Genomic DNA, 22512 nt, shown 5'->3' on the forward strand with positions numbered 1-22512 from the left:
CACCATGATTCAAAGGAACGCCATGACTGCTGCAACGCCAGCGCCAGTATCACCGCTTGTCGTGGGTATTGGCGCCTCTGCGGGTGGGCTCGAAGCCATTACCAGGCTGATACGCCCCCTGGATCCTGCGCTACCGCTGGCGTATGTGGTGCTGCAGCATGTCTCTCCTGCCCACAAAAGCATGCTGGTGGATATTCTTGCGCGTGAGACCCGGTTGCGGGTGACGCGTCTGGAGCATCAGCAGCGCCCGGAAGCCGGCGTCATCTATGTGGTGCCCGCCAACATGAATGCGACGATAAGAGAGGGCGTGTTTTACACCACACCCGCGTTGCCTCATGTCGTGCCCAAGCCCTCAATCAACGATTTCTTTACCTCTTTAGCCAGCGATGCCCACGAATCTGCCGTGGGCATCGTGCTTTCTGGCACCGGCTCCGATGGGACGGCTGGGCTGCGTGCCATTCTGGCCGCAGGGGGCGTCACCATGGTGCAGACGCCGCACACAGCAAAATACGACGGCATGCCGCAGTCGGCCATCGATGCGGGTGTCATCGACTACATTCTGGATGTGGAGGAGATGGGAGGGCGTTTGGCAGAGCTTGCCCGCCTTGAGTGTGCCAGCCTGGAAGGAAATCAGGTCTCGGTGCCCCAGCGTCTGTTGACGCTGCTCAAGGAGCGTCGACAGCTTGATTTTTCGGGCTACAAGCAAGGAACCTTGAGTCGGCGCATTCGTCGTCGACTGGTGGCGAGCAACGTGTCCGACATGCAGCAGTACATCGAGCTGGTAGAGAGCAACCCGGCCGAACTCGAACAGCTGGGTCGCGACATCCTGATCTCGGTGACGGCATTTTTTCGGGATACCAGTGCTTTCGAGGCCGTGGAAAAAGCCGTCAGAGGCATCGTCGAGTCAGCCAATAGCGGCCCCCTGCGTATCTGGGTGGCGGGGTGTGCCACAGGCGAGGAAGCCTACTCCATTGCTTTGCTGGTCGCAGAGGCCAAACGGCAGCTGGAAAGTCAGGCGGTCGTGCAGCTGTTTGCCACGGATATCGATGACGATGCGCTGGAAATTGCGCGCCGAGGTCGCTACATCGGTGCGGCGCTGGCCGCACTGCCCGACGAGTGGCGGTCACGCTACTTTATCGCCCACGACCATGTCTATGAGGTCAGCAAGACCTTGCGTGACATGATCGTGTTTGCCAAGCACAACCTGGTCGATGATCCTCCCTTCCTGCGTCTTGATCTGATTACTTGTCGTAATGTTCTGATCTATTTCGATAATGATTTGCAGACAAGAGTGCTGCAACGGTTTCATTTCGGTTTGCGAGAGCGAGGTGTGCTGTTTTTGGGGCGCTCGGAGAGCATTGCCCATTCCGAAGCGCTGTTCAAACCTCTCGATCGGCGGGAGCGCCTGTTCGTCAAGCAGGGCAACAGCGCGGAAGTGGTAGAGCACTCCTCGGCGATGCTGCGACATGTATCGCCTTTGAAGCGACGTGATCGAGACATGCAGCAACTGCTGGATGCCTTGGTGGCGCATGTCGGCGTCACGGTGGTGCTGTGCGATGCACAGGGCAACGTCCAGCATACGGCTGGTGACGTCAAACGCTTTTTGCGCTTCCCTTCTGGTCGTACTCAGGTCGGTATTCAGGATGTGGTCAGTGATCTGTTTCGCGGCGAGCTGATGTCGCTGTTGCATCAGTTTCACAAGACCCACGCGACGCAAATGGGTAGGCGTCGGCGTTTCGAAGGCGAGTGGTGGCAGTTGAGTGTTCGCGGTCTGACCGAACAGGCTGACGATCATCGTCTTCTCGTGGTACTGGCACCCTCGTTGGAGAGCGAGCGCACACCGGACGCGTCGCTGGACAAACTCATGCTGCCAGAGCTGCAGGGTATCGATAGCCTGGAAGACGAGCTTGAAGCCACGCGAGAGCACTTGCAGTCGTTGATCGAAGAGCTGGCCACGGCAAATGAGGAAATGCAGTCGCTGAACGAAGAGGCGCAAGCCTCCAATGAAGAACTGCAGGCCACCAACGAGGAACTGGAAGCTGCCAATGAGGAGTTGCAGGCCACCAACGAAGAGCTGATCAGCCTCAACGAAGAACTTAACGTGAAAACCGGCGAGCTGAGCAAGCTCAACGATGAGTATGCCTACCTCTATGACGCGCTCGATTTTCCGCTGTTGGTGTTCGATGGAGAGCTGTGTCTCAAACGCTACAATGCCCCGGCCTCGCGTTATTTCAGCCTGCGCCCCACGGCCTTGCAGCGCCATGTGGCCGGGCTGCGGCTGCCTGCCGTGCTTAACGATCTGGAGGATGTTCTTCTGGAGGTCGGTGAGCAGGCATCGCCGGTCGAAAGTATCCTGGAGCTCGAGGGCAGGCTGTTGCAGCGCCTGGTGACCCCTGGCATCAACCAGGAGGGGAGCGTCGAGCTGTTGGTGGTGACGCTGATGGACGTGACAGACCTTAGCCATGTCCAGGCCAAGCTGCGTCAGTCCCAGGCCCAGCTCCATGCGTTGATGGAAAACAGTACGGTCATGATTGCCCTCAAGGATTTGAATGGGCGCTATACCTTTGCCAACCCACGCTTTCTGGAATCGTTCGGGCTGACCCAGGAGCAGCTGATCGGGCGTAATGTTTTCGAACTTTTTCCGGATACCTATGCGGGCTCGGTATGGGCGAAGGATCTCGAAGCACTGCGTTATCAGAACAAGGTGAGCGCCGAGCATGTGTTGCCCACGGAAGAGGGCCACCCTCGTGTGCTCACGTGCGTTCACCAGTTGCTCCGCGACGAGCATGGCCACCCCTATTTGATCCTCACCGAGTCGGAAGACATCACGGCTCGCAAGTACGCCGAGCGGGACATGCAGGTGGCGGCCAAGGTTTACGAACAGGCAGGGGAGGCCATTGTCGTCATCACTGCGCAGGGTGAGGTGCAGTCTGTCAATGCAGCCTTCAGCCGCATTACCGGCTACCGTTCAGACGAGGTCGTCGGTCACCCCGCACTGCCACTGCTCTATTGTGAGGACAACACACCGTCTGACCATTCCTGCTCGGGTGGCTGTCAGGTGGTGTGGGAAATCGTGCAGCAGACGGGCTATTGGCAGGGTGAGGTCTATAACAAACGCCATGACGGCGTGGTGTTTTCCCAATGGTTGACGCTTAACCGGATCGTGGCCGAGACGCCCGAAGAAACCCTTTATGTGGCGGTGTTTTCCGATATCAGCCACATCAAGGATACCCAGCGGCAGGCGGAGTACTTGGCCACCCATGATGCGCTCACCGGCTTGCCCAACCGGACGCTGTTTCAGGATCGGTTACAGATCGCCATTGCTGCAGCCAAGCGTAGTGACCAGCTCAGTGCCTTGATGTTCCTGGATCTGGACAATTTCAAGAGTATCAATGACACCCTGGGGCACGACGTGGGCGACGAGCTGCTGATCCAGGTAGCCAGTCGTCTGAAAGAGCTGGTACGCGATATGGACACCGTGGCGCGCCTGGGAGGGGACGAGTTCACCATCATCCTCATGGAAACCTCCATCGAAGGGGCGGAACAAGTGGCCAAACGCATCGTGGAGGCCATCGCCAAGCCCTTCGATGTGCGACGCCACACGCTGTTCGTGACGTCCAGCATCGGGTTGGCCTTCTGCCCTGACGATGGCGATGACGTGGCAGGGTTGACCAAAGCTGCCGACACCGCCATGTACCGTGCCAAGGAGAATGGCCGTGACCGCTTCGAACTGTTCAAGCCCGAGCTGCAGGCTCGCTTGATGCGCGATGTGGCGATTGGGCAGGCCCTGCGTGAAGGTATGGAGCGCGGGCGCCTTCATCTGGTCTATCAGCCCAAATATACCTGCAAAGATGGCCACCAATTAGCGGGGGCCGAGGCGCTGCTGCGCTGGCAGGACCCTGTACTGGGCGCTGTCAGCCCCGTGGACTTCATTCCCGTGGCGGAAGCCACCGGGCTGATTCTGGACCTGGATCGCCATGTTGCTCTGATGCTGATCAGGCAGATCGCCCAGTGGCGCGAGCAAGGGCTGCAGCCGCTGCCCGTGGCCATGAACGTCTCGGCACGCAGCTTTCAAGAAGAGCGCTTCATTACCCACCTGTTTGGTTGTCTGAAACAGTACCGCGTCCCTCACGCGCTCATTCAGGTAGAGATCACCGAAAGCACGCTGGTCGATCGCTCCAGCTCGGCGCTGGGCAATATCGAAAAGCTGCGCGAGGCAGGCATCAAGCTGGCGGTGGATGATTTTGGAACGGGCTATTCATCGCTGGCTTACCTGAAGCGTCTGCCACTGGCAGAGCTGAAAATCGACAAGAGCTTCGTCGATGGCCTGGGCGGCAGAGACGAGAGCGATCAAGCCATTGCGCTAGCCATCCTGGGCATGGCCAGCGCGCTGGGGATCCGTACCGTGGGAGAAGGCGTCGAGACGGCCGCGCAGTTGGCCTGGCTGGTAGAAAATGGCTGTGACTTCGTTCAGGGGTATTACCTTTCACGGCCTCTTGCCTTGGACGCCTATGCTGAGCTGATACGTGTGAATGGCAAGGCCGAACTTCTTTCATCGGATTTACACCAATGACTGACGAGCGTGGTTTCATCCACCAGTGTGAACAAGAGGCGTTGCACCTGACGGGGGCGATACAGCCCCATGGAGTGCTGGTCATCGTCGATGCCGAAGGCCGCATCACACATCTGTCCGCCAACAGCGAGCGACTGGACGATGCCCAGGGCACGTGCCGCCTGGGGCAGCGCTTGCCTGCCCATTTTCGGGACTACTTGCTGAGCTTGCCTGCCTTGGCGGAGGGTGAGCGGCACTACGGCCAGTGTCATAGCGAACGTCAGGAGTTCGATCTCGTGGCCACTGCGCACGGCGAGGGGGTGGCGCTGGAATTCTATCCAGTGGATGCCCACGGAGACACCATGACGATGACCGGTGCCTCTGTCGCCGTGCCTGATAGCAGCGATGAGCTCAATGCCCAGTGTCAGCAACTGATGGACGAACTGTTGACCATGAGCGGCTTTGACCGTGTTCTTTACTACCGTTTCATCCCCGCAGGCGATGGCGAAGTGCTTTGCGAAGCGCGGCGCCCAGGCATCAAGGGCAGCTATCAAGGGCTTCGCTTCCCGGCCAGCGATATCCCTTATATCGCGCGGCAGCTCTATCTCAAGAACCCCTGGCGTACCATACCGGATGCCACTGCCTCCCCTGTGCCCGTGCATGCCCTGGCGGCCGGGGCGGTGCCTGATCTTGGCTACGTCGATCTGCGCAGCGCTTCGCCCGTGCATCTTGAATACATGGCCAACATGGGAGTGGAAGGCGCCATTTCGCTACCCATCATTCAGTCAGGTGAGCTGGAGGCGTTGATTTCCTGCCACTGTGCCACGCCGCGCCAACTCACCGTCAGTCAGCTTCGGCAGATGGCCGCCGTGAGCGAAGCGTTCAACTTGCGTTTGCGAGACTTCAAGGCGCGTCGGCGCCTGCAGATACTCGATGGCATGGAGCGGCACTTCGACAAGGCCAAGGCAGTCCTGATGCGCCATGGTGGTCTGGAGAGCGCCTGGGATGAACTCAGCGCCTGGCTGATGACGACGTTTGCCGTGGATGGCGTGCTGCTGCAGATGGATGACGAATACTACCTGAGCGGCGTTGGACTGACCCCCGCCGCCATTCAGGCGATTAGCCAACAGGTCGTCAGCGAGCCTTCGAATGTCTGGTTAAGCGACAGCCTGCAGCGGGACTGTGCATCCATGCCGCTTAGTGAGGTCGCGGGGGTGGCAGTGATCGGAGATCTGCCGCTGGACTCCCATCATCGCGTCAATCTGTATCTGTGCCGTGTCGAGCATTTGTACGAAGTTACCTGGGGTGGGAATCCGGACAAGCCCGTCGACTACCGTGATGGTCAAAGCACGGTGTCGCCCCGCCGCTCCTTCGAAGCGTGGGTGGAGCAGCGGGTAGGCCACAGCCGCCCCTGGTCTTCCAGCACCCGGCTCTACCTGTTGAAACTGCGTGCCTTGCTTCAGCAGGCCAAGAGCTTGCCGTGGGGTAAAGATGACGCGTGAGCCCTTCGCTGCCACGACGTTGGCCCAGTGGCTCAAGAACACGACGCGTACGGCTCACCAGCGCGTTGATCATCACCCTGTGCTTAGCCCTCTCCTTCGACCAAGGCTGAGCCTGGAGGTCTATGGGCAGGCACTGACCCGCCTTTACCCGGCGATATCAGGACTGGAGCAAACGCTGGCGGCGGCGCTTGGCGAATGGTCTTGGCGCTATCCTTTGGTGACGCGTGCGGCCCTGCTAGAGCAGGACCTGCAAGCACTTGGTCAGCCACTGACTGCCCGCTGGCGATTCCCTGAACCGCATAACGAGGCGGAAATGGTGGGCATGCTGTACGTGCTGGAAGGGTCTCGGTTGGGAGGGGAGGTGATCGCGCGTTGCGTGAACCAACAGTTGGGCTCCTCGGTACCTTGTCGCTTTTTTGGTGCCACGCCGCTGGCGGCTGACACCTGGGCCGCGTTATGGCGCCAGGCAGAAGCGGCCTGCCCGGAACCCGATTGGCCTTGTGTGCGCCAAGGGGCCGAGCAGGCCTTCGAGGGCTTTATTCAGGCCTTGTCACGAGACCCAACGCCCATAGAATGAAGGCATCCTGGCGTGCCGCATCGCGCCAGGCCTTGAATCTGCCGGAGGCGCCGCCGTGACCGCTGGTCATGTCGGTGTGCAGCAGAATCGGGGCGCTTCCCTGCTGAGCCTGGGTCACGCGAGCATAGAACTTGGCGGGCTCCCAATAGCTGACCCGGGTATCGAACCAGCTGCCCTCGATCCATAGCGCCGGGTAGCGCTGAGGGCGAATATTATCCACGGGAGAGTAGCCAGCGATCCGCTCGCGGACGTCGTTGCTCTCAGGGTTGCCCCATTCGGTGTACTCGGCGGTGGTCAACGGCAGCTCGGGATTCTGCATGGTGCGCAGTACATCCAGAAAGGGCACGTCGAGCACGGCAGCACAGAACGCCTCTGGTGCCCGGTTCAGGCAGGTACCCACCAGCAGCCCGCCCGCGCTGGCACCGCAGGCGACGATCCGTTCAGGCTGGCTGACCTGCTCGGACACCAGTGCCTCGCGGGCAGCCAGGAAGTCATGAAAGCTGTTTTCCTTGTTGGCCATCTTGCCTGCCAGGTACCACGGTTCGCCGCGCTCGCCGCCGCCGCGTACGTGGGCCACGGCAAAGGCCACGCCACGCTCAAGGAGCTCTAGCCTGGCAATCGAAAACCAGGGGTCGAGCGCTTCGCCATAGGCGCCGTAGCCATATAGCAGCGTCGGCAGAGGCTGCCCGACCAGATCGGCACGCATGACCACGGAAACGGGCACCTGTTCACCGTCGTGGCTGGTGGCCCAGATCCGTCGGCTGACCAGTTGCTCAGGGGAGAGGCTGCCGTGTACCGGTACTTGCTTGAGTAGCGTGCGCTCACCGCTGTCCAGGTTCAGCGCAAACCAGCGGGGAGGGTGGGTAAAAGACTCTTCCCGCAGGTGGAGCGTGCGTGCATCGAAGTGGGGCATGTCCTCCAGAAGCTGCGAGACAGGCGTGTCGGGTAGCGCCAGGTAGTGATCTTCGATGAGCGTATGGCCATCTTCGGCCAGGCTCAGTTGCCTCAACCGCACCTGAGCTTCCTGATGACTGCGTTCGGCCACGACCAGCCCCCAGGCGAATGCATCTACCCCTTCCAGCGTGGCGTCCTCCCGCGGGGGCAGCAGGCTTTTCCAGCCCGTATCTTCCAGCGTGTCGGCACGCGTATCCAGGGCAAAGTGTGGCCCTGCCTGATTGTGTAGCCGGTAGAAAGCCCCCGGCCGATGGTCGATGCTGACCTCCACGCCATTCGTGCGCCCATGCAGGCATACTGGGCTCGCGGCGGGTTGGTGGGCGGGCAGGGCGTGGACCTCCGTGGTATCTTTCGAGCCGCTCTCGATGATCAGCCATTGACGCGAACGGGTCTTGCCAACGCCCAGCCAGAACTCCGGGTCGTCTTCACGCAGGATCAGTGTCGGTGCGCTAGCCTGAGCGTCGGTGTCTACCTGGGCGTCGCTATTGAGCCCTACCCACAGTCGCCACAAGCTATCGGGGCGCTGGGTGTCGTCGAAGCGGGTAAACAGCAGCGTCGCGCCATGGGTTGTCTGGTCCTCTGCCCAGCACACCGACGGCCCGATGTCTTCGAGCAACTGGCGGGGAGTGCCGCTGGGCAACGCTTTCAGCCAGAGGGTGTAGCGTTCGTCCCCTTGGGTGTCTTCGGTCCAGGCCAGCCACTGCTCGTCGGGGGAGAGGGCCATGTCCCCCATGTCATAGAACGGCTGCTCTGCGGCACGCTCGCGCACATCCAGAAAGCACTCGGCACGCTGGGGCTGGCCGTTGGGATGTCGCCACCAGCAGGGGTAGTCGTCGTCGGCTCCCGTTTCGCTCCAGCAGGTGAAGTGATCCAATACCGTGGCCAGGCTTTTGACCGCCAGCTCGCGCCGTGCCAAGTGTGAATGGTAGAGGGCGTCGGCCAGCGGCGCCAAGGGGCGAAACCAGTCGGCATGCTGCTGGTTGGCGTCGGCTAAAAAAGGTTGAACGTCTGGTGCGTCACGAGATTCCAACCAGTGCCATTCAGGGTCATCGGCGCGATAATAGCGTGCTACGGGCGAGCCTTCGTGCATACCAGGCTGTGCTTTCATAAATTGACAGGTACCATAACGGGAAATCAACGTCGGGTGCTTCCACCCACATGAGGGGTATTATGCTGTTTGCTGACTCAATGTCACTGCTGTGGCTAAGTTATTACGGACTTTCGCTGCTGGTCGTGCTGGCCATCTATTTTGCGTTGGCCTGGTTGCCGCGCCTGCCTCGTCTTGTCATTACCTGGGGCGTGGCGGGCGTCATGTGGATGCCGGCCAATTACCGCTTGCCGCTGGTGGAAGAGGGTGAGTTCTATACCGGCTGGGCGCCATCGGCCATGGTCGCGGCGGTGGCGTTTTTCGAACATAGCGCCAGTGGCCTGCGCAATGGCCTGCTGTGGGCCATTCTGGGCATTGCGCTGGGCGCCTGCGTGGGGATTGCGCTGTGGTGGTGGCGGCGTCCGATGCCGGTCGAAGAAGCCCCTGCACGCCGTCAGAGTGTCGAAGAGCCTCAGCCTGTCCGCCGTCGTGAGCCGGTGATCCGTTGATCTCCAAACTGGCCGGGGAGGCGTCTTCATGTGTGAGTTGATGGGTATGAGCGCCAATGTACCCACGGATATCTGCTTCAGCTTTTCGGGTTTTCTGCATCGGGGCGGCGGTACGGGGCCCCACCGCGATGGCTGGGGCATTGCGTTCTATGAAGAGGGCGGTTATCGCGAGTTTCGCGACCCTCACCCTTCCGTGGATTCGCCTATCGCGCGGTTGATATGCGACTACCCGATCAAGTCGCACGTGGTCATCAGCCATATCCGTCAGGCCAACGTTGGGGGCGTTCGGCTGGCCAATACGCACCCTTTTACTCGTGAAATGTGGGGGCGGCCCTGGTGCTACGCCCATAACGGTCAACTGAGTGACTGGCAGCAACTGCCGCTGGGGCTCTACACCCCCGTGGGCAGTACCGACAGTGAGCACGCCTTCTGTTGGCTGATGGGCGAGCTGCGGCGCCATTTTCCTTCGCCTCCTGAATCGCCAGAGCCACTTTGGGAGCGGCTGCATGCGCTCTGCGAACGGCTGCGCGGGCTGGGGGTGTTCAACCTGCTGCTCTCGGACGGTGTCTATCTCTATTGCTACTGTTCTACCAAACTGGCGCACATCACTCGACGGGCACCGTTTGGGCAGGCGGAGCTCTCGGATGCCGAGATGACGGTCAATTTCGTCGAGCACACCACGCCCAACGATATCGTTTCGGTGGTGGCCACCGAGCCCCTGACCCACAACGAAGCCTGGCAGCGTATGGCGCCAGGTGAACTGTTGGTATGGCGTGGGGGAGAAATCCGTGCCCGTTATGGTCCAAAATCCTGACTATGCTAAAGAAATGGCATGACCAGAACGGTGGTGAGGGTCGAAGGGCTTTAAGCTAAAGTTGAAACGCAAGTTTCAATCGTTCGTTTTACAGTCTGCTGGACGTCGTATATCGTTGGCGTTCATGAACCACTTGATAGCCTCGCCACAATAACAAGGTCGGTACAGCATCGACACGGATAGCGGAGATTCCCCATGAGCGAACACGCCAGCACCCCCATTTTACGCGGCCCAGCGCTTGAAGGGTTGGAGCAGTACGACTCGGTCACCGATGTATTCCATTCGGCAGTGAAGCGCTTCGCCCAGAAGCCAGCCTTTACCTGCATGGGCAAGACGCTCAGCTTTGCCGACCTGGACCGCTTGTCAGCGGATTTCGCCGCCTGGCTGCAGCATGAAACCGATCTGGAGCCGGGGGATCGGATCGCCATCCAGCTCCCCAACGTACTGCAGTTCCCGGTGGCCGTCTTCGGCGCACTGCGTGCTGGTCTGGTGGTGGTGAATACCAACCCGCTCTACACCGAGCGTGAAATGGCTCATCAGTTCAAGGACTCAAACGCCAAGGCCATCCTGATTCTGGCCAACATGGCCGACAAGCTCGAGAAGGTGCTGGACAAGACCGACATCAAGCACGTGCTGGTCACTCAATTGGGGGACTTGCATGACGTGCCCAAGCGCTGGCTGATCAATGCCGTGGTCAAGCACGTCAAGAAAATGGTGCCCGCCTACTCGCTGCCCAGCGCAGTTGGTTTTCGCGATGCGCTGAAGAAGGGCGCTTCGCTCACCCATCGCCCGGTAGATCGCACCCAGGAAGATCTGGCCGCGCTGCAGTACACCGGTGGCACCACCGGCATGCCCAAAGGGGCAATGCTGACGCACCGCAACCTGGTGGCCAACATGTTGCAAGCTCGCTCGGCCATTGGCGAGCATCTGACCGACGGTGAAGAGCTGGTCATTGCGCCGCTGCCGGTGTACCACATCTACACGTTTACCGTTAACTGCCTGTTCCTGATGGAAACCGGCAACCACTCGCTGCTGATTACCAATCCTCGTGACTTGCCAGCCTTCGTCAAGGAGTTGAAAGGGCTGCCGTTCACCGGTTTCATTGGTTTGAACACGCTGTTCAATGCCCTGTGCAACCGTGATGATTTCCGCCAGCTCGACTTCTCGAAACTCAAGCTGACCATTTCCGGCGGCATGGCCTTGACCAAGGCAGCCGCTCAGCGCTGGGAAGAGACCACCGGCTGCCCGATTGCCGAGGGCTACGGGCTGACAGAGACCTCTCCCATCGTCAGCTTCAACCCCAACGACGCCATTCAACTGGGCACCATCGGCAAACCCGTGGCAGGTACGGCGGTGAAGGTGGTGGACAGCGAGGGCAACGACGTGCCGTTTGGTGAGCCAGGGGAGCTGTGCGTGCAAGGGCCTCAGGTCATGAAAGGCTACTGGCAGCGTGAAGACGAAACGCGTAATTCCATCGATGAGCAGGGCTGGTTCCACACCGGTGACATCGCCATCCTTCAAGACGATGGCTATATCAAGATCGTCGATCGCAAGAAGGACATGATTCTGGTGTCCGGTTTCAACGTCTATCCCAACGAAGTGGAAGACGTCGTGGCCGCGCATCCCGACGTGCTGGAAGTGGCTGCCGTCGGGGTGGCCGATGAAAACGCCGGCGAAGCCATCAAGCTCTTCGTCGTGTCGAAAAACAGTCAGCTGGATGCCGAGACGCTGCGCGCCTGGTGCAAAAAGGAGCTGACCGCTTACAAAGTACCCAAGTACGTTGAATTCCGCGATGAGCTGCCCAAGACCAATGTGGGTAAAGTGTTGCGTCGCCAGCTGCGCGACCAGGAAGCCAGCAAGGCCTGATACATTGCCATATTGGCTGGCGTTAGGCGTCACGTGATTGAAAGCGGTACAATGGTCGGCCCACTCCATGAGTGGGCCGACGTTTTATTCTGAGATGGAAACCGAGCCTAACGTGACCACCGACACGCACTCTTCTCGCACTGAATCCCCGCAAGATCCTGCTGCTTTGCTGGCGGTACTCGACGCATCGCTGGGTGATGTCATGCTTCGCGACCGTGAGCGCCTGGCCCGGCGTGTGTCGGGCTTGAAGCGACGGCAGCGTGACAACAAGCCGGTCGACCGTGGTGTCAACGAGCTGCGCCGCGACATGGCAAAGGCCACGCAGCTGCTGGCCCAGCGGGAAGCCTTGCGTGTTGCCTTGAACTACCCCGATGAGCTGCCCGTCGTCGAGCGTCGCGAGGACATTCTGGCGGCCATTCGGGAGCACCAGGTGGTGGTCGTGGCCGGTGAAACCGGCTCGGGTAAAACCACCCAGTTGCCCAAGATGTGTCTGGAGCTGGGGCGCGGACGCCAGGGCCTGATTGGCCACACTCAGCCGCGCAGGCTGGCAGCACGCAGCGTGGCATCCAGGCTTGCCGATGAGCTGGAGGTGGCACTGGGTGAGCAGGTGGGCTATCAGGTACGGTTCAATGACCAGAGCACGCCCACGACGCTGGTCAAACTGATGACCGACGGGATTCTGCTGGCCGAAACCCAGCACGACCCGCTGCTGTTGCGCTACGACACCCTGATCATCGATGAAGCCCACGAGCGCAGCCTCAATATCGATTTTCTGCTGGGCTACCTGAAGCGTTTGCTGCCTAAACGCCCGGACCTGAAGGTGATCATCACCTCCGCCACCATCGACGTCGAGCGCTTTGCGGCCCACTTCGGCACGCCTGACGCGCCGGCTCCGGTGGTCGAAGTCTCGGGCCGTACCTACCCGGTGGATGTCCTTTATCGCCCGCTGGTGCGCAGCGAAGAGGACGAGGAAGACCGCACGCTGCAAGAGGGTATTCTTCATGCCGTGCAGGAAATCGAGACCATCGAGCGCCAGAAAGGCTGGCTCCACGGCCCCCGGGACGTGCTGGTGTTTCTGCCCGGTGAGCGTGACATTCGGGAAACCGCCGATACGCTGCGCCGTGCCGACCTGAAAGGCACCGACATTTTGCCGCTCTATGCGCGGCTGTCCAACGAAGAGCAAAATCGCGTGTTCGCCCCCCATCGCGGGCGACGTATCGTGCTGGCCACCAACGTGGCGGAAACCTCGCTGACCGTACCGGGAATTCGCTATGTCATCGACCCGGGCCTGGTGCGTATCAGTCGCTACAGCTACCGTGCCAAGATCCAGCGGCTGCCCATCGAGCCCATCAGCCAGGCCAGCGCCAACCAGCGCAAGGGGCGCTGTGGCCGTGTGGCCGAAGGGGTATGCATTCGGCTATATGATGAAGACGACTTTCTGGCTCGCCCGGCGTTTACCGACCCCGAAATTCAGCGCACCAACCTGGCGTCGGTGATTCTGTCCATGCTGGCGCTGAAGCTGGGGCACATCGAAGACTTTCCGTTTGTCGACCCGCCTGACGGCCGCTTCATCAAGGATGGTTTCCGGCTGCTGTTCGAGCTGGGTGCGGTGGACGACAAGCATCAGTTGAGCCCGCTGGGCCGTAAGCTGGCCAAACTGCCCATCGACCCAAGGCTGGCGCGCATGGTGCTGGCAGGGGCCGAACGGGGCAGCCTGCGCGACGTGCTGGTGGTGGTCTCGGCGCTGGCCATTCAGGACCCGCGAGAGCGGCCTGCCGACAAGCGTCAGGCGGCCGACCAGGCGCATCAGCGCTGGCACGACCCGGATTCCGACTTCGTCGCTTTGCTCAACCTATGGCACGGCATCGAGAATGCTCGCGAGGCGCTCTCGGGCAATCAGCTGCGCCGCTGGTGTCGCGAGCACTACATCAACTATCTGCGCATGCGCGAGTGGCACGATACGTTCCGCCAACTGCGTCAGCTACTGCGTGACATGGATATCGAGGTGCCGCCACCGCTGCCTCGCGATGAAGACGAAAGCGAAGAGCAGGCCAAGCAGGCGCGGCGTAAAACTTCTGGCAAGCTGCACCAGGCGCTGCTGTCGGGTCTGTTGTCCAATTTGGGAACGCTGCTGGAGAACCGCGAATACCTGGGCGCTCGCAACCGCAAATTCATGATCCATCCCGGCTCCGGGTTGGCCAAGAAGAGCCCCAAGTGGGTCATGGCCTTCGAGCTGATCGAAACCACCAAGCTGTTTGCACGCACCGTGGCCAAAATCGACCCCCAGTGGATCGAGCCGCAGGCGCAGCATCTGGTCAAAAGCAGCTACAGCGAGCCCCACTGGGAAATGAAGCGCGCCCAGGTGGTGGCGTTCGAGCAGGTGACCCTGTTTGGCCTGCCTATCGTTGCGCGGCGCCGGGTGCACTATGGCCCCATTGCACCCCAGGAGTCGCGGGAGCTGTTTATTCGTCGTGCGCTGGTCGAAGGCGAATTCCAGACGCGAGGCGCGTTCTTTGCCCATAATCGGGCGTTGATCGAAGAGGTCGAAGCGCTGGAAGATCGTGCCCGACGGCGCGATATACTGGTGGACGAAGAGAGCCTGTTCGCCTTCTACGACGAGCGCATCCCGGCGGACATCGTCAATGGCAAGGGCTTCGAACACTGGCGCAAGCAGGCCGAGCAGCAACAGCCCGAGCTTCTGAAGTTCGATCTTGAGGCGCTCAAGGCTCGTGATGCCCATGACGTGACCCAGGCGCAGTACCCGGATCACCTCACCCTGGCGGGCGTGGCCTATCCGGTGAGCTATCACTTCGACCCGGATGCCGAGGACGATGGCGTCACCCTTACCGTGCCCGCGGCGATGCTGCCGCAGCTGCCTGCCACTGCCCTCGACTGGCTAGTGCCCGGCCTGTTGCGCGAGAAGTGTATTGCGCTACTCAAGTCGCTGCCCAAAAGCCTGCGCCGCCAGGTGGTGCCTATCCCCGATTGGGTCGATGCCGCCCTGGAAACACTGGTGCCGGACGAGCGCCCCCTGACCGAAGCGCTTGGCGAGTTCATTCGGCGGCGTACCGGCACGCGGGTTCACCCCGACGACTGGCGCCTCGACCTGCTGCCGCCCCACCTGCGCATGAATGTGCGGGTGGTCGATCATGGTGGCAAGACCCTGGGGCAAGGGCGTGATGTACGTACCCTGGAGCGGCGCTTCGAGGAAGCCGCCAGTGCCGGCGCCCAGGCGCTGGCCGAGCAGGCCAGCCAGGCACCCACGCTGGAAGAGCTGCCCGCATCGCCGCTGCCTGAATCTCGTGTCACCACCCAGGCGGGCATTCGCGTGGAAGCCTACCCGGCCTTGGTCGCTGAGGGCGGGCACTTCAAGGTCAGCCTGTTCGATCATCCCGCCAAGGCGCAGTTTGCGCATCAGGAAGGGGTGGCGCGGCTGGCCATTGCCAAGCTGCCCGAGCAGGTCAAAGCCATCAAACGGCTACCTGGGGTCGAAAAGTGCGCGCTGCTGTTCGCCAAGGTAGGCAGCAAGCAGGCCCTGGTCGAGGATTTGCTGCTGGCGGTGTTTACACAGGTCGTGGCACAGCATCCGCTACCGCGTTCTGCCGGTGAGCTGGCCGAGCGACTGGCAACGACCCAGCCTCAACTGGTGGCCCATGCCGAGACCGTGCTGGGGCGTGTCGAAGAGGCGCTGAAAGGCCATCTTGCCGTCAGCAAGATTCTGAAAGGGAAACTTAATTTTGCACTGGCCCTGGTCTATAGCGATGTCAGTGCGCAGATGCAGCGGCTGGTTTACCCAGGCTTCATTCGTGATGCGGACGAGTGGCTCACGGAGTATCCACGCTACATGGAAGCCGCCTTGATTCGATTGGAAAAGGCCGCCCGAGAGCGGGGCAGGGACCAAATGCTGATGCAGGATGTCCAAGCCCTCGAAGCGCGCTTTGACGCACGGCGCAAGAGCGAGCGCCGTGGCGCGGCCGAAGACCCGACGCTGGTAGCGTTCGGTTGGTGGATACAGGAATTGAGAGTGTCGCTGTTTGCGCAGCAGTTGGGCACGCACATGCCGGTATCGGCAAAACGCCTGGAGAAGCGTTGGGAAGAGATCACCCGCGGGCAAGGCATTCAATGAAGGAGGTTGGCATGACACAGGCAGTGATTACCGGAACAGGACTCTATACGCCGGAACACGCGGTCGATAATGCAGCGCTGGTCGCTGCCTTCAATGCATGGGTAGATCGCGAGAACGCGCGCCATGCCGAGGCCATTGCCCAGGGTGAGCGGGCAGCGCTGGCCTATTCGAGTACCGAGTTCATCGAGAAGGCCTCGGGTATCAAGAGCCGTTACGTACTCGATGCCGCCGGGATTCTTGACCCTGAGCGAATGCGGCCTAAACTGCCACAACGTGCCAACGACGAGCCGTCGATTCAGTGTGAGATGGCGACCGAAGCTGCGCGTCAGGCATTGGCGTCAGCCAAGGTGTCGGCGGCGGATATCGAGCTGGTCATCGTGGCCTGCTCGAACCTGGAGCGCGCCTACCCGGCCGTGGCCGTGGAAGTGCAGCAAGCGCTGGGCACGTCGGGCTACGGCTTTGACATGAACGTGGCGTGCAGCTCCGCCACGTTTGCGCTGGAGACCGCGGCCAATGCGATTGCCGCGGGGCGGGTGAAGCGTGCGTTGATCGTCAATCCGGAGATCTGCTCGGCACATCTGAATTTTACAGACCGTGACAGCCACTTTATTTTCGGCGATGCTTGTACTGCTATGGTACTGGAAAGCAGTGAGGTGGCGGTGGCCAAGGAGCGTTATGCGATTCTGGGGACACGCCTGGTCACTCAATTTTCCAACGCGATTCGTAACAATGCCGGTTTTCTCAATCGAGTCACCGACAGCGACCCGCTGGCCCTGGACAAGCTGTTCGTGCAAGAGGGAAGGCGAGTGTTCAAGGAAGTCTGCCCGCTGGTCGCCAAGCTGATCACCGAGCACCTGGCCTCCCTGGAGTTGAGCGGTGAGGACCTTTCGCGTATGTGGTTGCATCAGGCCAATCGCCACATGAACGATCTGATTGCCCGCAAGGTGCTGGGCCAGGAGCCCGATGTGTCGCAGGCACCGATCATCCTGGACCGCTATGCCAATACCAGCTCGGCGGGGTCCATCATCGCCTTCCATCTGCATCGCGAAGACTTGTCGGATGGCGATATCGGGGTAATCTGTTCGTTTGGCGCAGGGTACAGCGCGGGAAGTGTGATCCTTCGCCGGGAAGGCTAAGTACTTGAGATAAGTACGTCAGCGGCGAATCGTTGGCGTTGTACACCCTGAAGTTGCGTTGATGAAGTGAAAAGAGGAAACCCCATGCTGAGGTTGTTTGCCAAGCAAGACACGGCGCCTGGGACGTGGCGCCCCTGGCTCCCCGCTCTGTTGTTGGCCACGTTGACCATGGGTGGATGTGCCAGCACGTCTACCCAGGAGCGCGGCGACGCGAGCGGAGAGGGTGTCGTTGAGCAGTCAGCGCATCCGGAAGACCCTTGGGAAGGCTTCAATCGGCGCGTATTTGCTTTCAATGACGTGCTCGACCGCTATGCGCTGAAGCCTGTGGCCACGGGATACAAGACCATCACCCCTCAACCGGTGCAGACTGGCGTGGGTAATTTTTTCTCGAACCTGGGGGAAATTCGCACGGCCATCAACAGCTTGCTGCAAGGCAAGCCCGCCAATGCGGGGCTGGCCACGTCACGCTTCCTGATCAACTCCACGGTAGGGGTCGGTGGGCTGCTGGATTACGCGACGCATATGGAGATCACCGCCGAGCGTGAAGATTTCGGCCAGACCCTGGCCGTATGGGGTTGGGAAGATTCACGTTATCTGGTGTTGCCGCTGCTGGGGCCGCGTACCCTGCGCGATGCGTCGGGTTTCCCGCTGGATATCGCGGCGCACCCCATCACCTACATGGACGATCACCAGCTGCGTGCTGGCCTGACTGCACTCGATATCGTGCACTTGCGGGCGGGCCTGCTGGATCAGGAGTCACTGATTCGTGGGGATCGCTACCGATTCATTCGCGATGCTTACTTGCAGCGTCGACAGTTCGAGATCAATGATGGTGAGCTGGGCGACGATCCCTTTGCCATGGACGATTTCGAGTTCGACGATAGCGACTTTGGTGACGACGACTTCGCCGACTGAGGCTAGACATGGATCACGCAAAGCAGTTGATCGCGGTAATCGATGAGCCCGGTAGCGAGCGTGATGCGCTGGCCGAGGCGATTACCTGTGATGGTATGTGGGTGTTTGCCGCAGACAATATCGATCATCTGCCGGTGGGCACCGCGCTGATCGTTGCCCATGCCAGAGCAGTGCCCAGGCAGCAGTGGTCGCAGCTGGCCCATCGCCTGCCCGCACTGGTCGTGAGTGATACCCGTCAGGATGCGGATTTGATCAAGGCGATCGACGCCGGGTTGGTGGATTACATCGTCCACCCGCTCAGGCATACCGAATTGCTGCGCAGGATGATCCGCAAGGCCATCGAGCTGCATCAACTGGCCCAGGAGCGTGATCGTGACCGGCAACGGCTGGCGGAGCTGAACGAAAGCCTGGAAACGCATCTGGCCCTGCTGAGAATGGATCAGCAGAGTGGGGGACATATCCAGCGCCGTCTGCTGCCGCCAAGGCCCAAGGTGATCAGCGGCGTCTATTACGATTACTGGTTTGCGCCGTCGCTCTATCTGTCGGGCGATTTTCTCGACTACCAGCGCTACGACGACCGCTTCAGCGTGTTCTATTTTGCCGATGTATCCGGCCACGGGGCCTCCTCGGCCTTCGTGACCGTGCTGCTGAAATATCTCTGCAACCGCTGGTTGAACGAGTGGGACGGCCAGGACCCTCAGGCGCTGCCGCCCCGCTGGTTATCGGCCCTGAACCGTGAACTTCAGGATACCGACATCGGCAAACACGCCACTTTATTTGTCGGTGTTATTGACCATGAGGAAAAGACTCTGCACTATTCGCTCGGCGCCCAGCTTCCCATGCCGCTATTGATGGCGGATGGCAACCTGAGGCGTTTGGCGGGGGAAGGAATGCCTGTAGGCCTTTTCCCTGATGTGGAGTATCCTTCGCTTAGCTGTCCGCTGCCAGCCGACTTCAGGTTGTGGCTGTGTTCAGATGGTGTATTGGAATGCTTGCCGGGTAAGACGCTCGACACGCGGCTCACGGAACTTGAGCAACTAGTAAGCGAAAGTGTCACGCTTGAGCAGCTGCGAGACCGGCTAGCCAACACCAACTCGCTCCTGAGTGGGGGCGACGAGGAAGATGAGGCGAACCAGGACCGCGATGCTTTACCCGATGACCTGACAATCATGATGGTGAGCGGATTTGGTCATGCTGATTGAAGAGGGCCGCATCAAGGCGGCGTTCGACTCCGGTGTTTTTGTTTTAAAGCTGTGTGGTGATGTAAGACTCACGCTCTGCGCCACACTCGATACCCAAGCACAGCGTCTAGCGGAAACGCCAGGCCTGCGTGCCGTGATGATCGACCTGCGTGAGGCCACGAACGTCGACTCGACGGCGCTGGGTTTTCTCGCCAAGGTGGCCATGGCCGTCAAAGGTCGCCTGGAACAGCCCCCAACCATCATCGCGGATAATCCGGATGTCCGGCAGATGCTGGATGTGATGGGTTTTGCGCGCTTCTTTACGCTGATGTCGGCACCGATTCAGCCGTCGGCGCCGCTGGAGACGGTACTGGAAGATCTGCCCGAGGAGCCCGCCGACGAAGAGGGGCTGCGCGGCCGTATTCTGGAAGCGCACCGTATCCTGATGCACATGAACGAGCATAACCGCGAGCAGTTTCAGCCGCTGGTGGAGATGCTGGAAGCCCAGGGGGCTCCTGCAAAATAAAGCCCTCTGGCCAGTGATGCGCCAGAGGGCTGTTCAAAGACGCCTGGTGAGCAGGCGCGCAAAAATCGTAGCCTAGCCCTTTCTCAGCGTGCTCAGCAACTCTTCCAGCTTGCGCTGGTCAGCCATGAACTTGCGAATCCCTTCGGCCAGCTTGTCGGTGGCCATCTCGTCTTCGTTCATTGCCCAGCGAAAATCGGCTTGTGCCAAGGCTTCTTCCGGTGAGCTGCTGGCGCCTAGGGGGCTGAGTTGGCGGGGCAGGTCGGCTTCGATCTCGTCCAGCTCCTTGAGCAGGGCAGGGGAGATGGTCAGGCGGTCGCAGCCTGCCAGCGCCTGGATCTCACCGATGTTACGAAAGCTGGCACCCATCACGATGGTGGGGTAGCCGTGGCCTTTGTAGTACTCGTAAATCCCTTTGACCGACTGTACGCCCGGGTCCTGTGCGCCGCTGAAGTCGGCATCAGGCTGACGCGACTTGTGCCAATCCAGAATCCGCCCCACGAAAGGCGAGATCAGCGTGACGCCAGCATCGGCGCAGGCTTGGGCCTGGGCAAAGCCGAACAGCAGGGTCAGGTTGGTACGAATCCCGTCGCGCTCCAGCTGGTGAGCGGCCTGAATACCTTCCCAGGTCGAGGCCATCTTGATCAGAATACGCTCGGGGCCCACGCCGTACTCGGCATAACGCTCGATCAGCGAGTGAGCCTTGGCGATGGTCGCTTCCTTGTCGAAAGAGAGACGCGCGCTGACCTCGGTGGATACATAACCGGGAACCAGCTTGCTGATTTCGCTACCGATATCCACTGCCACCCGATCGACCGCGTCATCCAGGTCGGTGCTCTCCTTGGCGATACTGGCCAGGCGAGCGCGGCGCTCCTCCTGCTGGGCCGCCTGAAGAATCAGCGAAGGGTTGGTGGTGGCGTCCTCGGGCTGGAAGCGACGAATGGCTTCCAGATCCCCGGTATCGGCCACCACGGTGGTCATCTCTTTCAATTGGCTTAATAGGCTAGTGGCCATGCAGTGCTCCTTGTATGAGTCATGGTTACTCTAACAAGGCTGGCTCGCGTTGAGTATGCTTGATCGGTGACGATGATGAAGAATCCGCTGCTCGCCACTGATAGCCGACGGCCTGCGGCCGCTGGCTGATCCTGAACCGGGCCGCCTGCTCCCGCATGCCTTCGGCAGCCGACTCCAGCGACATGGCGTCCTGCGCGGTGGCATCCACCTGAAGCGCATTGGCCTGGGTTACCTGGGTCTGCTCCTGCAGGGTCTCGTTGATCTCTTCGATGTTCTGGTGCTGCAGGTGGGCGGCTTCGGCAATATCGGTAATCAGGCGGTGAGTCGTGGAGATCGAGCCGACCATCTCCTCGAACTGCTGGTTGGCATCTCGGGAAAGCTGGTTGCCGCGCTCGATACTGGTATTGGAAGAGGCCAGCAGGCTGCGAATCTGAGTGGCAGCTTCTGCGCTGCGGGTGGCCAGTGAACGCACTTCAGCGGCCACCACGGCAAAGCCACGACCCTGTTCGCCCGCACGGGCCGCTTCCACCGACGCGTTGAGGGCCAGCAGGTTCGTCTGGAACGAAATGCCATTGATGACGTTGACGATGTCATTGACCTGCTTGGCGTGGGCATCGATCTCTTCCATGGTCGACAGAAAGGCTTCCATGGTGTGGTGGCTCTGCTGAGCTTGTGTCGTGGCGTGTTCGGTCAGTTCCTTGGCCTTCAGGGCATGCTCGGCGGTGTGGGCTACGCTATCGGTCAGGGTATGTACGTTGGTGGCCGTGTTGTCCAGTGAGGTGGTTTGCTGATGGGTGCGCGTGGCCAGGTCCTCGTTACCCAGAGCCAGCCGCTGAGCACTCTGGAACACGTGCTGGCTGTTGTCATGCAGTTGCTTGACGGTCTCGATCAGGGAGTTTTGCATGACCCCCAGGGCCGCATAGAGCTGGCCGATTTCGTTGTTGCCACGGGCCGGAACCTCGGCACTCAGGTCTCCTTCAGCCATATGACGAAAGTGGCCGATCAAGTGGCGGATGGGCTGTAGCAACTGGAAGTGGCCCAGCCAGATCAAGGCGCCCATCAGGGCCAGGGAGACCGCCATGCCCAACGCCAGCCCAGCGGCCACCATACCTGCGCGCTGCTCGGCGTCCTGCATCAGGCTGACACCCTGCTGATCGGCTACCTGGTAAAACGCCCGAGCATGGCCTGCCAGGGCCTCGCTATGATTCATGGCTTCCAGGGTGATTTGCCGATAGCCGCTGCGGTCACCGGTGGTAATGGCGTTGCGCTGGGCATCCATACTGGCCAGCAATTGGTTGGCGCGCTCACCAATGGCGTCGCGCAACGCTGAATAGGTGCTGTCCTGAGTGGCCTGCAGGAAGCTTTCAAGCGCCTGGGACATCTCGTTCAATTCATACTCGACGGCTTCCAGCGCTGCGATGGGGTCCCCGAGCGACGGACGCAATTGGCGCTCCAGGGCACGGTCCATGCGATTGAGACCTTCCAGGCTGGCAATGTGCAGCCGATTCAGCGAGGAGGCCTGCTGGACATTGACCTGCTCCAGCGAAGCCAGGTCACGCTGGCTCTGCTGCATGATATGCCAGGCCAGTGCGGCGAACATCAGCAGGCAGCCTGCCATCAATAGCAGCGCGGCCAGGCTCAGGTTGCGTAGCGAAATGTTTTCCAGCTTTTTGAGTATCATCGTGGCCCCCAGGACAGCGTCATTTGAATCTTGACGGGCAGCTTAATGGGCAAATGTTTCAGTTCTGAGTGGGCG

General features: G+C 60.6%; 14 protein-coding genes. 11 read left to right on the forward strand and 3 right to left on the reverse strand.

Annotated features, from left to right (window positions below; all coding sequences use genetic code 11):
• Positions 1-22: 22 nt before the first annotated feature.
• Genes FEU76_RS14160 through FEU76_RS14170 form a run of 3 tightly spaced genes read left to right on the forward strand, consistent with a single transcriptional unit; the run spans position 23 to position 6631 of the window.
• Positions 23-4573: an EAL domain-containing protein gene (locus FEU76_RS14160; protein WP_186299154.1), complete on the forward strand. Its 4551-nt coding sequence runs from the start codon at positions 23-25 to the stop codon at positions 4571-4573.
• Entirely contained in the window at positions 4570-6054 is a 1485-nt protein-coding gene (locus FEU76_RS14165) for a GAF domain-containing protein (RefSeq protein ID WP_144983838.1), read from the forward strand. The genes FEU76_RS14160 and FEU76_RS14165 overlap by 4 nt, the downstream gene beginning before the upstream one ends.
• Positions 6044-6631 carry a biliverdin-producing heme oxygenase gene (locus FEU76_RS14170; protein ID WP_144983841.1) on the forward strand — a complete coding sequence of 196 codons (588 nt, stop codon included), beginning with the start codon at positions 6044-6046 and terminating at the stop codon, positions 6629-6631. Before FEU76_RS14165 ends, FEU76_RS14170 begins: the two co-directional genes overlap by 11 nt.
• On the opposite strand, the gene FEU76_RS14175 is transcribed toward FEU76_RS14170, so the two are convergent.
• The gene (locus tag FEU76_RS14175) at positions 6591-8693 is read right to left on the reverse strand and encodes a S9 family peptidase (protein ID WP_167385717.1); all 2103 of its coding nucleotides are present in this window, start codon (positions 8691-8693) and stop codon (positions 6591-6593) included. The genes FEU76_RS14170 and FEU76_RS14175 overlap by 41 nt on opposite strands.
• 62 nt (positions 8694-8755) lie before the next feature.
• Between FEU76_RS14175 and FEU76_RS14180 the strand changes: the two genes are divergently transcribed.
• From FEU76_RS14180 to FEU76_RS14215, 8 genes are all read left to right on the forward strand, one after another.
• Entirely contained in the window at positions 8756-9181 is a 426-nt protein-coding gene (locus FEU76_RS14180) for a hypothetical protein (protein ID WP_039182577.1), read from the forward strand.
• A gap of 28 nt (positions 9182-9209) precedes the next feature.
• Positions 9210-9995, forward strand: coding sequence for a class II glutamine amidotransferase (locus tag FEU76_RS14185; RefSeq protein WP_039182579.1), 786 nt, complete (start codon positions 9210-9212; stop codon positions 9993-9995).
• A gap of 195 nt (positions 9996-10190) precedes the next feature.
• Positions 10191-11861: an AMP-binding protein gene (locus FEU76_RS14190; protein WP_039182583.1), complete on the forward strand. Its 1671-nt coding sequence runs from the start codon at positions 10191-10193 to the stop codon at positions 11859-11861.
• A gap of 94 nt (positions 11862-11955) precedes the next feature.
• Positions 11956-15987: an ATP-dependent RNA helicase HrpA gene (hrpA, locus tag FEU76_RS14195; RefSeq protein ID WP_144983906.1), complete on the forward strand. Its 4032-nt coding sequence runs from the start codon at positions 11956-11958 to the stop codon at positions 15985-15987.
• Between the two features lie 11 nt (positions 15988-15998).
• Entirely contained in the window at positions 15999-17123 is a 1125-nt protein-coding gene (locus tag FEU76_RS14200) for a beta-ketoacyl-ACP synthase III (RefSeq protein ID WP_039182588.1), read from the forward strand.
• 84 nt (positions 17124-17207) lie between these two features.
• Positions 17208-18038: an MlaA family lipoprotein gene (locus tag FEU76_RS14205; RefSeq protein WP_039182591.1), complete on the forward strand. Its 831-nt coding sequence runs from the start codon at positions 17208-17210 to the stop codon at positions 18036-18038.
• Between the two features lie 8 nt (positions 18039-18046).
• A complete protein-coding gene (locus FEU76_RS14210; protein WP_039182594.1) occupies positions 18047-19240 on the forward strand; it encodes a PP2C family protein-serine/threonine phosphatase in 1194 nt (397 codons plus the stop codon).
• Positions 19230-19745 carry an STAS domain-containing protein gene (locus FEU76_RS14215; protein WP_039182597.1) on the forward strand — a complete coding sequence of 172 codons (516 nt, stop codon included), beginning with the start codon at positions 19230-19232 and terminating at the stop codon, positions 19743-19745. The genes FEU76_RS14210 and FEU76_RS14215 overlap by 11 nt, the downstream gene beginning before the upstream one ends.
• A gap of 72 nt (positions 19746-19817) precedes the next feature.
• On the opposite strand, the gene tal is transcribed toward FEU76_RS14215, so the two are convergent.
• The gene (gene tal / locus FEU76_RS14220) at positions 19818-20756 is read right to left on the reverse strand and encodes a transaldolase (protein WP_144983844.1); all 939 of its coding nucleotides are present in this window, start codon (positions 20754-20756) and stop codon (positions 19818-19820) included.
• A 25-nt stretch (positions 20757-20781) separates the two neighbouring features.
• Positions 20782-22437, reverse strand: coding sequence for a methyl-accepting chemotaxis protein (locus FEU76_RS14225; RefSeq protein WP_144983847.1), 1656 nt, complete (start codon positions 22435-22437; stop codon positions 20782-20784).
• Positions 22438-22512 lie beyond the last annotated feature (75 nt).

The organism is Halomonas sp. C22 (assembly GCF_007655045.1).
Taxonomy (GTDB): Bacteria; Pseudomonadota; Gammaproteobacteria; order Pseudomonadales; family Halomonadaceae; genus Vreelandella; species Vreelandella hamiltonii.